Source organism: Pseudomonas glycinae (assembly GCF_001594225.2).
Classification (GTDB): domain Bacteria; phylum Pseudomonadota; class Gammaproteobacteria; order Pseudomonadales; family Pseudomonadaceae; genus Aquipseudomonas; species Aquipseudomonas glycinae.
On record NZ_CP014205.2, the window covers coordinates 5,349,321 to 5,361,875 of the forward strand.

The window sequence follows — 12,555 nt, forward strand, 5'->3', positions numbered from 1 at the left end:
AATAAATAACTTAAAAGAATATGCGGCACGGAAGATGTCTGCGTGTTTTTTGACCAGGAGCAGTCCCATGAGTCCGTTGAACCTCGCTTCACCGCCGCCGCCACGACGGCTCAAACGTCTGCCTCTGGCCCTGTTGCTGGCGGGGAGTGCCAGCTGGACCCACGGCTACGCTGCGGAATCGGAAACCCCTGTGCCGGCACCGGCAGGCAAGACCGCGACCGCCACTTCGCAACTGGAAACCGTGACCGTCACCACCCGCCGTCGAGAAGAAAGTTCTCAGGACGTGCCGACGCCCATGAGCGTGGTGAGCGGCACGACTCTGGAGACGCAACGGGTCTACCGAATCCAGGATCTGCAGCAACTGGTGCCCAGCGTCAACGTCGCCTACATGCATGCGCGTCAGTCCAGCGTGTCGATCCGGGGCCTGGGTAACAACCCGGCCAGTGACGGTCTGGAAGGCAGCGTCGGGCTGTACATCGACAACGTGTATCTGGGCCGTCCGGGGATGGCGGTGTTTGACCTGATGGACATCGAACAACTTGAAGTCCTGCGCGGGCCGCAGGGGACGTTGTTCGGCAAAAACACCACCGCCGGGGTGATCAACATCAGCACCCGCGCGCCGAGTTTTACCCCGGAGCGCAGCATCGAGACGTCGGTCGGCGAGGACGGTTACTTCCAGACCAAGGGCACGCTTTCCGGGCCGCTCAACGATCAGTTGGCCGGACGCATCTCTGCCTATCGCACCCGCAGCGACGGCGACATCAAGAACGAATTCAACGGCCATGACCTGAACGGCGGTTCCCGCGACGGCTTCCGGGCGCAACTGCTGTTCAAGCCCAACGAGAATTTCAACCTGCGCTGGATCGGTGACTACAACGAAGAGGATTCCAGCGCCGGCACCCGGGTGCTGTACAACACCGGGCCGACCATCAATGGCGTCAATCTCTACTCGGCCCGCGCCGCCGCTGCCGGCGCGACGTTGGTCAACGGCTCGCACCGCAAGGTCAACCTGGACAACGACCAGCACGTCACCGTGCATCAGGGCGGCACATCGGTGGAGGCCAACTGGACCCTGCCGAGCGACTTCACCCTGACCTCGGTCAGCTCGTACCGCTTCTGGAATTTCACCCCGCGCAACGACGATGGCCTCAATGTGCCGGCCACCTACAACGCCGGGGTGTCGGTGGAGGACAAACAGTATTCCCAGGAATTTCGCCTCGCGTCGCCCAAGGGCGAATTCTTCGATTACGTCCTCGGCGCCTACTATTTCGGATCGGACCTGGACAACAAATCCTTCGCCTATTACGGCCCCCAGGCAGACATCTGGAACGGCACGCCACGGGGTGCGCTGGCCAACGTCAACAGCGTCGGCCGTGGCCATATCAAGACCGACAGTTTCGCGTTGTTCGCCCAAGGCACCTGGCACCTGACCCCGCGTCTGGATTTCACCGCCGGGGTGCGTGGCACCTATGAAGAGAAGAACGCCTGGGTCAATCGTGATGCGCCGGTCGGTGGCGCCGCTGTCACGGGTGCCGCTGCCACCGCGCGACGCGGCCGCACGGGCGCCTACGATTCCGGCGACCTGAACCAGTACAGCTCCAGCCCGTCCGGATTGCTCAACCTCAGCTATCGCTTCACCGATGATCTGCTCGGCTACGCCACGTTGTCTCACGGTGAAAAATCCGGTGGGGTCAACCTTGTGGTCGGCTCGGCCCCGACCGCCGGCGCCGACTCGTTGCTGATCGGCACCGAGCGCGCCAACAACGCCGAACTCGGCTTCAAGAGCACGTTGTGGGATCGGCGTTTGCAGCTCAATGCCAACGTGTTCTGGACCCAGGTCAACGCTTACCAGACCAACGCCTACGACGACGTCAACCGCGTGCAATACCTGACCAACGCCGGTTCAGTGCGCTCACGTGGCGTGGAGTTCGAAAGCACCGTGATCCCGCTGCGCGGCCTGACGCTGAACTTCAACGGCTCCTACAACGACGTCAGTTACCTCTCGTACAAGGACGCGCCGTGCCCGCCTGAAGTCAGCCAGGCACCGGGTGCTCCGGCCTCGTGCGACCTCAGCGGTCATCAGGTGGTCGGCGCCTCGAAATGGATCGGCAACGCCAACGGCAAATACGAATGGAATCTGGATAACGGCCTGCAGCCTTACGTCACCGGCAGCTACGCGTTCCGCTCCAAAGCGGTGGGCACGGTCGAGGATTCCGACTACGGCCAGATCCCGAGTTACGCGGTGGTCAATCTCTCCACCGGCCTGCGCGGCGATTTCAACCAGGGTCAGTGGGACATCTCGCTGTGGCTGAAAAACGCCTTCGACAAAACCTACTACACGACCCTGTGGACCGGCGGCAACGGCGGTTATGAAGGCCTGCTCGGTACGCCGCGCACCCTCGGCGTCACCGGTCGCTACGACTTCTGATCGATCCTTCAAGGAGCTGCATCATGTTGCGCATCAAAACCGCTTTTCCGGTGTTGTTGTCCGGCGCAGTGCTCAGTGCCGGGGCGCTCGCCGCGCCCAGCGTCTACCCCACCGGCGTCACTCGTTACGACCCGGCCAAGGCCTTCAATCAATATGTGATCTTCAGCGGTGCCGACAAGCAGACGCACCTGATCGACATGAACGGCAACGAAGTGAAGAGCTGGCCGCAATCAGGTTTTCCCTCGGCGATCATCGACCCGCAACTGGTCGGTGGTGAGTGCGGCCATGTGTTGCTGCAACTGAGCGAAAAGGATCCGGGCAAGCTCGGTTCCGCCGGCAATGGCCTCGGCAATCAGAGCGTCGGCGAGCTGGACTGGAATGGCAAAGTCGTCTGGCAGTGGGGCGACAAGGCCCCCGGTGGCGCCGCGCAACAGCATCACGATCAGCGTCGCCTGAGCAACGGCAACACCGTGGTGCTGGCGAACAAGGTGCACCAGGTCAAAGGCTTCAAAGTGCCCGAGGTGATCGACGATGCGATCTACGAAGTCAGCCCCGCCGGCGAGGTGAAATGGCAGTGGCTGGCGTCGGATCACTTGAACGAATTCGGCTTCACCGCCGAGCAGTTGAAGCTGGTTCGTGCCAGTGAAAATCCGGATTACCTGCACATCAACAACCTCAGCCTGGTCGGGCCGAACAAATGGTTCGATGCCGGCGACAAGCGCTTCAATCCGGACAACCTGCTGATCGATTCGCGCAACGCCAACTTCATCGCGATCATCGACAAGCACAGCGGCAAAGTGGTCTGGCGTCTGGGGCCGAATCTGCCGTTGGCCAGTCCGAAAACCGCGCAGAAAGTCCCGCGCCCGGTGGACCAGTTCGTCGGCCAGCATGACGCGCACATCATCCCGGCCGGACTGCCCGGCGCGGGCAATCTGCTGGTGTTCGACAACCAGGGTTCGGCGGGTTACCCGAACGTCACGCTGGGGCTGATTTCCGGTTCGCGGGTGCTGGAGATCGACCCGGTGAAAAATGAAATCGTCTGGCAGTACAGCGCGGCCAATTCAAAGCAGCCGGGGTGGGCGTTCTACAGCTCATTCATCAGCAGCGCGCGGCGCTTGCCTAACGGCAACACGCTGATCGACGAAGGCATGAACGGGCGGTTTTTCCAGGTGACGGCCAGTGGTGAAAACGTGTGGGAATACGTCAGCCCTTATCTGGGCAAGGCACCGGGCAGTGACGCGATCAGCAACTGGGTCTATCGAGCCCTTCCTGTAAGTTATGACTGGGTGCCGGCGGGCACGCCGCGTTCGGAGACAGCAGTGATTGCGCCGGCCATCGGCGTGCAACAGACCAATGCCAGTCGTTAGTTATCAAGATTGTTCACCGTCGAAACCAGGACCGTTGAGCTTGTGAAGCAATAAGAAATTCAGTTATCGAAGGCCGATGCATTAAACGTGCATCGGCCTTTTTTGTTTGCTTGTTTCCAAGATCCGATGCCTTGGATGAATACTTTTTATGCCAGGAAAGCATGTCGATTCTGGCGAATCGCTGAAAGCCTTGCAGGCCGTGGCTATGGCGGAAATGACCGTTTCACATATTCCGAAAGCGTCTATTCATAACATGAAAGATTACTTTCGGAGATAAGCCGCTGGCCCAATGATTGACCCACCGATCACGCCGTGGGGGATTCAACAAGCGGCGAATCGGCTACGCGAAAAAACGCAAAGAGACCGCAGGGAGTAAATCAATGGGCAATGTCCAGACCGCCGCCAGCGCACAGGAGGTGCTGTGGCGCCAGGCGCCGAGCGGCGAGTTGGTCGATCTCGGCCGGCCCCATCGCGTGCCGTTGGGGCAGCTGCGTTTGCAGCGCGCGCCCAAGGGCATTCTGAGCCGCCGGGAAACGATTCTGCTCGGCGTTCTGGCGCTGGTGGTGCATGGCGCGGTGATCTACTGGATCAACCAGCATCCGACGCCAGCGCTGCCGATCGTGCCGCCGGAAATTCCACCGATGACCATCGAGTTTTCGCGCCCGGCGCCACCGGCACCACCTGTGGTTGTACCGCCGCCACCGGCACCAGTGGTCGAGCCACCACCGCCGGTGGAAGACGAACTGGCCACCAAGCCACCACCGAAACCGAAGCCGATCCCCAAACCGAAACCGGTCGCCAAACCCGTACCGAAACCGGCGCCGAAAGCGGTCGAGCAACCACCGGCGCCGCCACAACCGGCCGCTCCGGTCGCCGCGCCCGCGCCACCTGCGCCACCGGCGCCTGCTCCGGTGACGCCGGCCTCGGCCAACGCCGCGTACCTGAAGAACCCGGCGCCGGAATATCCGTCGCTGGCCCAGCGTCGCGGTTGGGAAGGCACGGTGTTGCTCCGGGTACACGTGTTGGCCAGCGGTAAACCGGGCGAAATCCAGATTCAGAAAAGCAGTGGCCGGCAACAGCTCGACGACGCGGCGCTGGACGCCGTGAAGCGCTGGAGCTTCGTGCCGGCCAAGCAGGGTGATGTCGCCCGGGACGGCTGGGTCAGCGTACCCATCGATTTCAAGATTCACTAAACCGAAACCAAATTCGCGCGAAATGTTTACACGAGGGAACACATCATGACGTTACTGGCATCTCCACTGGAATCCATCGAAAGCGCGGTGATCTGGCTGCTGGTGGTCTTCTCTGTCGCCACCTGGGGCCTGGCATTGCTCAAGGCTGTGCAGTTCGGCCGGTTGAAGGCGCAGGACCGCAAATTTCACAAGCGCTTCTGGGCGGCGTCGAGTCTGGACTCCGCCGCCGAGTTGAGCGAAACCCAGCCCGGCGCAGCAGCGCGGGTGGCACAGGCCGGTTATGCGGCGATCCAAGTGGGCGAGGCGCCGCAGGCCAATGACCTGAGCCAGGCGATCAACCATCAGGATCGCCTCGAACGTGCCTTGCGTCAGCAGATCGTCCGCGAGCGCCGTTCGCTGGAAACCGGTCTGGCGGTGGTCGCGAGTATTGGCAGCACCTCGCCGTTCATTGGTCTGTTCGGCACGGTGTGGGGAATCATGGAAGCGCTCAAAGGCATCAGCGCGGCAGGCTCGGCGAGCCTGGAAACGGTCGCAGGACCGATCGGTGCAGCGCTGGTCGCCACCGGTGTGGGGATCGCGGTCGCGGTGCCGGCGGTGCTGGTTTACAACTACTTTTTGCGTCGTCTGAAACTGACGGCGGCGGACCTGGACGACTTTGCCCACGACTTCTACAGCCTGGCGCAAAAGAGCTCGTTCCGCGTGCTGATTCACCCGACCGCGCACAAGGCTGCGGCCCAGGGCAATGCAACAAAAGTGAAGGAGGCGTCCTGATATGGCCTTCTCCACGCAAGACAGCGACGAGGTGCTGAGCGAGATCAACGTGACGCCGCTGGTGGACGTGATGCTGGTGCTGCTGGTGGTGTTCATCGTCACCGCGCCGCTTTTGACCAACGCGATACCGATCAACCTGCCGAAGACCGAAGCGGTGGCGCCGGTCGAGCAGAAAGACCCGTTGGTGGTGAGCATCGACGGTGCGGGAAAACTGTTTATCAACAAGGACGAAATCCAGCCGGACCTGCTGGAGTTCAACCTCAAGTCGGCCAAGGCCAAGGACCCGGAAGTGCGCGTGCAATTGCAGGCCGACGACGGGGTGAATTACGGCGAAGTGGCGCGAGCCATGGCTTCGATTGAGCGGGCGGGCATCACCAAGCTGTCGGTGATCACTGCACGATAAGGGTTTCACGTTTTTCCGGGGCCGTCTCCTTGGCAGGGTGCGGCCCCTTTTTTGTCTGCTGTTTAATATGCATTTCAGGTATTAATAAATAGCTTCTTATTCCTTAACGAATATAAATCCCGTCCCTATACTCGTTCAGGAACAGACACGACGCAGGAGAGCTCCCCCATGCGCAACGAATCAATCCGTTATCTGATTGTGCCGGGCTGGCAAGGATCGCCAGAAGATCATTGGCAAACCCACTGGCAGAACAGCCTGCCCAACAGTGCGCGGGTGGAGCAGGCCGACTGGCTGACGCCGCGTCGTGAAGACTGGGTCGCGGCGCTGGCCGAGGCGATTGCCGCCGACAGCTCGCCGGTGATCCTCATCGCGCACAGCCTGGGCTGCATCACCGTGGCGCACTGGGCTGCCACCGCGCCGCTGCATCATTTGCGTCAAGTGCGCGGGGCGCTGCTGGTCGCACCGGCGGACGTCGAACGCCCGGCCTGCGTGCCGGCACTGCGCAATTTCGCACCGATCCCGACCGATCTGCTGCCGTTCCCGAGCCAGGTCGTCAGCTCCGACAACGACGCCGCCGTCAGTGCGCCGCGTGCGCTGGAACTGGCGCGCAACTGGGGCGCCGAGGCGGGGATTCTCGCCGGCGCCGGCCATATCAACGTGAAGTCCGGGCATCAACGCTGGGAGCAGGGATTCGCTTATCTGTATCGCCTGCAAAACCGCATGGAACACCACGCCCGGCGCCGTGCCTGATCACTTTTATTTTTTCAACGCCCCCGTCTCCCGGCGATTTGGGGCGGGAGTCTGCCATGAGTCTTGAAACCTTCGGTCAGCCGTTGCTGACCTTTCCCGATGCGGAAAAAAGTCCCCTGAGCATTCGCGCCAAGGCGCTGGTGTTCGTCGATCCACGCTCGCGCCAGTTGCGCGAGGAAATGGCCCAGCTCGCACCGCGCTCGATCTCGGTGTTGATTCGCGGCGAGACCGGCACCGGCAAGGAATTACTCGCTCGCCATATCCATCGCGCCAGTGATCGCAGCGGATTGTTTGTCTCGGTCAATTGCGGCGCGATCAGCCCGACCTACGCCGATGCGGAATTGTTCGGTTATGCCGCCGGCAGCTACAGCGGTTCGGCCAGCAGCCGCGCCGGTTGGTTCGGTTCAGCCAACGGTGGCACCTTGTACCTGGACGAGATCGGCGACCTGCCGTTGCCGATCCAGATCAAGTTGCTTTCCGCACTGGAAAACCACGAAGTCACCCGCGTCGGTGCGCATCAACCAAGCCCGGTGGACGTGCGCCTGGTAGCGGCGACCAGCATCGATCTGGCGCAAGCGGTGGCGGCGGGGAAATTCCACGAGCGGCTTTATCACTATCTCAGCGAAGGGCATCTGGAACTGCCGGCATTGCGCGCGCGGGTTGGCGACATTCTGTCGTTGGCCGAGTACTTCCTCGGCATCTACAGCCAGCGTCTGGATCTGCCGGTGCCTTTGATCAGCGAAGCGGCGCAGCAGGTGCTGGAACAACACAGCTGGCCGGGCAACACCCGGGAGCTGGAAAACGTCATACATTTTGCGTTGCTGGTGAGCACCGGCGACGAAATCCTGCCGGAGCACCTGAACCTGCCCGAGGTGTCTGGGCCGCAGGTTCAGATCGAGCGTCAGGTGGCGAGCGTGAGCCTCAACGGCACCGTCGACGAACGTAAGGCATTGAAAGAATGGCTGTTGAGCCTGAGCGAGGCGTTGTAACGATTTTGTTCAACATGAACAAAATGGAATATGAAGCTGAATAAACGTTATTGTCCGGGAATAAAAAATCCCGGTATTGTCCGCTTCACGCCAGCAGTAGCACATCGCTGGCACACGTATTAATGCCGTCGTCGATGACGACCGATTTTCGATAAGGACACTGCATGAAAAAGGTTCTGTTGTTTACCGCATTGGCGGCTGCTCTGACGGCTTCCCTGGCCCAGGCCGGCGAGAAACTGGTGGTTGCTGCGACGCCGGTACCGCACGCCGAGATCCTCGAACTGATCAAACCGACCCTCGCCAAAGAAGGCGTGGATCTGGAAATCAAGGTCTTCACCGACTACGTACAGCCGAACGTACAGGTTGGCGAGAAGCGTCTGGACGCCAACTACTTCCAGACCAAGCCTTACCTGGACAGCTTCAACGCCGGCAAATACAAGGATGACAAGGCCAAGTACCTGGTGACCGTGCAAGGTGTTCACGTTGAACCGTTCGGTGGCTACTCGAGCAAGTACAAGACCCTGGCCGAACTGCCGGACGGCGCCACCATCGCCATTCCGAACGAAGGCAGCAACAGCGGTCGCGCTCTGATCCTGCTGCAGAAGGCTGGCCTGATCGAGCTGAAAAATCCGAAGAACGCCCTGGCGACTCCAAAAGACATCGCCAAGAACCCGCACAACTTCAAGTTCAAGGAACTGGAGTCGGCCCTGCTGCCGCGCGTTCTGAAAGAAGTCGACCTGGACATGATCAACACCAACTACGCGCTGGAAGCCAAACTGAACCCGACCAAGGACGCCCTGGTGATCGAAGGTGCGGATTCGCCTTACGTGAACTTCCTGGTTGCCCGTGAAGACAACAAGAACAGCGACGCCATCAAGAAATTGGCCGCTGCCCTGACCAGCCCTGAAGTCAAAGCGTTCATCGAGAAGAAATACAACGGCGCGGTACTGCCGGCGTTCTGATCTGACGCAGCAACACAACCCCTTCAAGGTATGAAAACGCCGATGGCCAGTGATGGTCATCGGCGTTTTTGTGTGTGCCTCAAAAGCACCCCTCACCCTAACCCTCTCCCCGAGGGAGAGGGGACTGATTGGGGGATATTTCAGAAATGCACCGACCTGATCGTGTGTCACCGAATCCATAATCGATGAGGTTTTTCAGGTCGGTGTCTGCCGAAAGACAACTCGGTCGGCTCCCTCTCCCTCCGGGAGAGGGCTGGGGTGAGGGTGGCTCTTGATCTCAGGCAGCGCTGGTTTTCAGCGCCCTGCGCAAAGCCACCAGCCATTTCACGAAATCCTGCGGGTCCGGTCGCTGCGGCACTTTTACGTCCATGTTCTCTTCCTTGTTATGGGGTTGGCCGGGGGAGTCTGGCCAAAAGCTGTTCGTCCTTGGAGGGCTTTCATGAAAAAAAGATCCGTCCTACAGCGAAAGGAAAAATAGCCTTCTTATTCTGTCGGGGCAAACCCGCAGGATAGTTTTTTGCGTGATATCAATATGCTTTAACGGTATTTAAATTCTTTTTCTTATACCTTTAAAGTCGGTGCCTGCCGGACAGTTACCCGCTGTCCATGGACTGCACCACCGTCGCTTACCGAGCGGCGTCAGGATGTTTCATGACCTTCGATTACGCATTTATCCTCAGCACCCTGCCGGCGTTTCTCAAAGCCGTGGGTGTGACGCTGCAGGTCGGTTTGATCGCCATCGGCACCTCGCTGCTGGTGGCGTTGCTCAATGCGACGATTCTGGTGTTTCGCACGCCTTACCTGCAAAAACTGGTCGGGCTCTATGTGGAGCTGGCGCGCAACACGCCGCTGCTGATCCAGCTGTTTTTCGTCTACTTCGCGCTGCCGGCGCTGGGGATCAAGGTTTCCGGTTTCACTGCGGCGATCATCACCATGACGTTTCTCGGCGGTGCCTACCTCACCGAAGTGCTGCGCGCCGGCGTCGATGCGGTGCCCCAGGCGCAGCTTGAGTCCGGTCGCTCCATCGGTTTGTCCCACGGCCAGTTGCTGCGCTACGTGATCCTGCCGCAGGCCGGGATTCTCAGCCTGCCGTCGCTGTTCGCCAATTTCATTTTCCTGCTCAAGGAGACCACCGTGGTCTCGGCCGTGGCGGTGCCGGAGATTCTCTACACCACCAAGAGCTACATCGCGCTCTACTACAAGACCTACGAAATGCTCGCCGTGCTGACGCTGATCTGCGTGCTGCTGTTCCTGCCGCTGTCGCTGCTGTTGAGCCGTCTGGAAAGGAGGCTCCAGCATGGCCAGTTCGGGTCTTGAACTGCTCTGGGTGTCGTTGCCGCAATTGGCCAAAGGCGCCGGGCAAACCCTGTCGATCTCGTTCCTCAGTATCGCCATCAGCACCGTCGGCGGCGTGCTCTACGGCGTGCTGCGCACGCTCAACGTACGGTGGCTGAACGCGCTGCTGCGGATCTATCTGGAGCTGTTCCGGGCGATCCCGGTGCTGGTCTGGTTATACCTGCTGTTTTTCGGCCTGCCGATTTTCTTCGGCCTGAGCCTGCCGAGCTTCTGGTGCGCGGTGCTGGTGCTGTCGTTGTGGGGCGCCAGTGAGGTGGGCGAAGTGGCGCGCGGTGCGCTGCATTCGTTGCCGCGCGGGCAACGTGAGGCGGGATTGTCGATCGGCCTGAATGCGGCGCAACTCTACGGTTACGTGCTGCTGCCCCAGGCGCTGAAGCGCATGACGCCGCCGACCATCAACGTCTACACGCGGATCATCAAGACCAGTTCCCTGGCGGTGCTGATTGGCGTGGTGGATGTGATCAAGGTCGGCCAGCAGATCATCGAACGCACCTACGAATCGGTGCTGATCTACGGCGCGCTGTTCCTGTTTTTCTTTTTCATCTGCTACCCGCTGTCGGCCGCTTCGCGCGTGCTGGAGCGGCGCTGGACGCAAGCATGAGCGCATTGATCGAGTTTCAGGGTTTCAACAAATTCTTCGGTGAACAGCAGGTGCTCAAGGGCATCGACCTGCAGGTGAAGTCCGGCGAAGTCATCGTCATCCTCGGCCCCAGCGGCTGCGGCAAAAGCACCCTGCTGCGTTGCCTGAACGGTCTGGAAACCGCCCACAGTGGCTCTCTGAAATTCGCCGGTCGCGAATTGCTGGACAAGGCCACCGACTGGCGCGAAGTGCGTCAGCAGATCGGCATGGTGTTCCAGAGCTATCACCTGTTTCCGCACATGAGCGTGCTCGACAATTTGCTGCTCGGCCCGCTCAAGGTGCAGAAGCGCGAACGCCGCGAAGCACAGCAACAAGCTGAAGCGTTGCTTGAGCGCGTGGGCCTGGCGGACAAGCGCGACGCTTTCCCGCGCCAGCTCTCCGGCGGCCAGCAGCAACGCATCGCCATCGTCCGCTCGCTGTGCATGAACCCGCAGGTCATGCTCTTCGACGAAGTCACCGCCGCCCTTGACCCGGAGATGGTCAAGGAGGTGCTGGAAGTGATTCAGGGTCTGGCCCGCGAAGGCATGACCCTGTTGATCGTCACCCACGAGATGGCCTTCGCCCGCGCGGTGGCCGATCGCATCGTGTTCATGGATGCCGGGCGCATTCTTGAACAGAACCCGCCCGAGCTTTTCTTTACGAACCCGCAAACCGCACGCGCGCAGCAGTTCCTGGAGAAGTTCTCCTACGTCGAAGCGCTGACTTCAACGACTTCGCCCACAACGTCTCAAACCAAGGAACTGGAACTGCCATGAAAACTGCCAAAGCTCTATTTGCTTTACCGCTGATCAGCCTCGCGCTGCTGGCCGGCTGCAACAAGACCGAAGAACCGGCCAAGCCCAAAGTCGCCAGCGAAAGCACCGCACCGGCCGGTTACCTGGACAAGATCAAGGCCCGCGACAAGCTGATCGTCGGCGTATTCACCGACAAGCCGCCGTTCGGTTTCGTCAACGAAGCGGGGCGCTACGTCGGCTTCGATACCGACATCGGCCGTCAATTCGCCAAGGATCTGCTGGGCGATGAAAACAAGGTCGAGTTCGTGGCCGTGGAACCGGCGAGTCGCATTCCGTTCCTGCAAAGCGACAAGGTCGACCTGATCCTCGCTAACATGACCGTGACCCCGGAGCGCAAGGAAGCGGTGGAATTCACCAACCCGAACCTCAAGGTCGCGGTGCAGGCGCTGGTGCCGCAGAGCAGTGATGTGAAAAAGCTCGATGATCTGGCAACCCGCACCACCATCGTCACCACTGGCACCACCGCCGATATCTGGCTGACCAAGAACCACCCGGACTGGAAACTGCTGAAGTTCGAGAAAAACTCCGAGTCCCTGCAAGCCCTGGCCAACGGCCGTGGCGATGCCTACGCGCAGGACAATCTGGTGCTGTTCAGCTGGGCCAAGCAAAACCCGGGCTACCGCGTGCTGGACGAAAAACTTGGCGCCGAAGCGCCGATTGCACCGGCGGTGAAGAAGGGCAATATCGAATTGCGCGATTGGGTGAATGCGGAATTGGCCAAGCTGGGGGAAGAGAAATATCTGCTCAAGCTGTATGACCAATATGTGCGTAAAGAGCTGAGCGATGACACCAAGCCTGAGAGCGTGATTGTCGAAGGCGGAAAGTGGCAGGGTTAACTCCCTGATAGATGATCGTTCCCACGCTCCGCGTGGGAATGCAGCCCGTGACGCTCCGCGTCACTG

Annotated in this window: 12 protein-coding genes; all 12 read left to right on the plus strand. The window is 60.5% G+C overall.

Annotation, left to right across the window (positions count from 1 at the left end; genetic code table 11):
- The first annotated feature begins 67 nt into the window (after window positions 1-67).
- The 12 genes from AWU82_RS24460 (at window position 68) to AWU82_RS24515 (ending at window position 12,489) form a co-directional block, all read left to right on the plus strand.
- Window positions 68-2,428 carry a TonB-dependent receptor gene (locus AWU82_RS24460; RefSeq protein ID WP_064382713.1) on the plus strand — a complete coding sequence of 787 codons (2,361 nt, stop codon included), beginning with the start codon at window positions 68-70 and terminating at the stop codon, window positions 2,426-2,428.
- 23 nt (window positions 2,429-2,451) lie between these two features.
- Entirely contained in the window at window positions 2,452-3,795 is a 1,344-nt protein-coding gene (locus AWU82_RS24465; RefSeq protein WP_064382714.1) for an aryl-sulfate sulfotransferase, read from the plus strand.
- A 380-nt stretch (window positions 3,796-4,175) separates the two neighbouring features.
- Window positions 4,176-4,988, plus strand: a complete 813-nt coding sequence (locus AWU82_RS24470) for an energy transducer TonB (protein ID WP_064382715.1) — start codon at window positions 4,176-4,178, stop codon at window positions 4,986-4,988.
- Window positions 4,989-5,033: 45 nt separating this feature from the next.
- Entirely contained in the window at window positions 5,034-5,759 is a 726-nt protein-coding gene (locus AWU82_RS24475; protein WP_011331927.1) for a MotA/TolQ/ExbB proton channel family protein, read from the plus strand.
- Window position 5,760: 1 nt separating this feature from the next.
- Complete coding sequence (locus tag AWU82_RS24480; protein ID WP_003220570.1) at window positions 5,761-6,162, plus strand: ExbD/TolR family protein; 402 nt, start codon at window positions 5,761-5,763, stop codon at window positions 6,160-6,162.
- A 168-nt stretch (window positions 6,163-6,330) separates the two neighbouring features.
- The gene (locus AWU82_RS24485) at window positions 6,331-6,912 is read left to right on the plus strand and encodes an alpha/beta hydrolase (RefSeq protein WP_007952774.1); all 582 of its coding nucleotides are present in this window, start codon (window positions 6,331-6,333) and stop codon (window positions 6,910-6,912) included.
- A gap of 56 nt (window positions 6,913-6,968) precedes the next feature.
- Window positions 6,969-7,901 carry a sigma 54-interacting transcriptional regulator gene (locus tag AWU82_RS24490; RefSeq protein ID WP_011331929.1) on the plus strand — a complete coding sequence of 311 codons (933 nt, stop codon included), beginning with the start codon at window positions 6,969-6,971 and terminating at the stop codon, window positions 7,899-7,901.
- Between the two features lie 164 nt (window positions 7,902-8,065).
- A complete protein-coding gene (locus AWU82_RS24495) occupies window positions 8,066-8,863 on the plus strand; it encodes a MetQ/NlpA family ABC transporter substrate-binding protein (RefSeq protein ID WP_064382716.1) in 798 nt (265 codons plus the stop codon).
- A 651-nt stretch (window positions 8,864-9,514) separates the two neighbouring features.
- The gene (locus AWU82_RS24500; RefSeq protein ID WP_007918712.1) at window positions 9,515-10,180 is read left to right on the plus strand and encodes an amino acid ABC transporter permease; all 666 of its coding nucleotides are present in this window, start codon (window positions 9,515-9,517) and stop codon (window positions 10,178-10,180) included.
- On the plus strand, window positions 10,161-10,820 hold the full coding sequence (locus AWU82_RS24505) for an amino acid ABC transporter permease (RefSeq protein WP_041475107.1): 660 nt from the start codon (window positions 10,161-10,163) through the stop codon (window positions 10,818-10,820). The genes AWU82_RS24500 and AWU82_RS24505 overlap by 20 nt, the downstream gene beginning before the upstream one ends.
- Window positions 10,817-11,614, plus strand: a complete 798-nt coding sequence (locus tag AWU82_RS24510) for an amino acid ABC transporter ATP-binding protein (RefSeq protein WP_064382717.1) — start codon at window positions 10,817-10,819, stop codon at window positions 11,612-11,614. The genes AWU82_RS24505 and AWU82_RS24510 overlap by 4 nt, the downstream gene beginning before the upstream one ends.
- Complete coding sequence (locus AWU82_RS24515) at window positions 11,611-12,489, plus strand: transporter substrate-binding domain-containing protein (RefSeq protein WP_064382718.1); 879 nt, start codon at window positions 11,611-11,613, stop codon at window positions 12,487-12,489. Before AWU82_RS24510 ends, AWU82_RS24515 begins: the two co-directional genes overlap by 4 nt.
- Window positions 12,490-12,555: the final 66 nt, after the last annotated feature.

What these genes read in the sequence shown, in the direction of transcription:
- AWU82_RS24460 (WP_064382713.1), top strand. Translation starts at nt 68, where the DNA reads ATGAGTCCGTTGAACCTCGCTTCACCGCCGCCGCCACGACGGCTCAAA.
- AWU82_RS24465 (WP_064382714.1), top strand. Translation starts at nt 2,452, where the DNA reads ATGTTGCGCATCAAAACCGCTTTTCCGGTGTTGTTGTCCGGCGCAGTG.
- AWU82_RS24470 (WP_064382715.1), top strand. Translation starts at nt 4,176, where the DNA reads ATGGGCAATGTCCAGACCGCCGCCAGCGCACAGGAGGTGCTGTGGCGC.
- AWU82_RS24475 (WP_011331927.1), top strand. Translation starts at nt 5,034, where the DNA reads ATGACGTTACTGGCATCTCCACTGGAATCCATCGAAAGCGCGGTGATC.
- AWU82_RS24480 (WP_003220570.1), top strand. Translation starts at nt 5,761, where the DNA reads ATGGCCTTCTCCACGCAAGACAGCGACGAGGTGCTGAGCGAGATCAAC.
- AWU82_RS24485 (WP_007952774.1), top strand. Translation starts at nt 6,331, where the DNA reads ATGCGCAACGAATCAATCCGTTATCTGATTGTGCCGGGCTGGCAAGGA.
- AWU82_RS24490 (WP_011331929.1), top strand. Translation starts at nt 6,969, where the DNA reads ATGAGTCTTGAAACCTTCGGTCAGCCGTTGCTGACCTTTCCCGATGCG.
- AWU82_RS24495 (WP_064382716.1), top strand. Translation starts at nt 8,066, where the DNA reads ATGAAAAAGGTTCTGTTGTTTACCGCATTGGCGGCTGCTCTGACGGCT.
- AWU82_RS24500 (WP_007918712.1), top strand. Translation starts at nt 9,515, where the DNA reads ATGACCTTCGATTACGCATTTATCCTCAGCACCCTGCCGGCGTTTCTC.
- AWU82_RS24505 (WP_041475107.1), top strand. Translation starts at nt 10,161, where the DNA reads ATGGCCAGTTCGGGTCTTGAACTGCTCTGGGTGTCGTTGCCGCAATTG.
- AWU82_RS24510 (WP_064382717.1), top strand. Translation starts at nt 10,817, where the DNA reads ATGAGCGCATTGATCGAGTTTCAGGGTTTCAACAAATTCTTCGGTGAA.
- AWU82_RS24515 (WP_064382718.1), top strand. Translation starts at nt 11,611, where the DNA reads ATGAAAACTGCCAAAGCTCTATTTGCTTTACCGCTGATCAGCCTCGCG.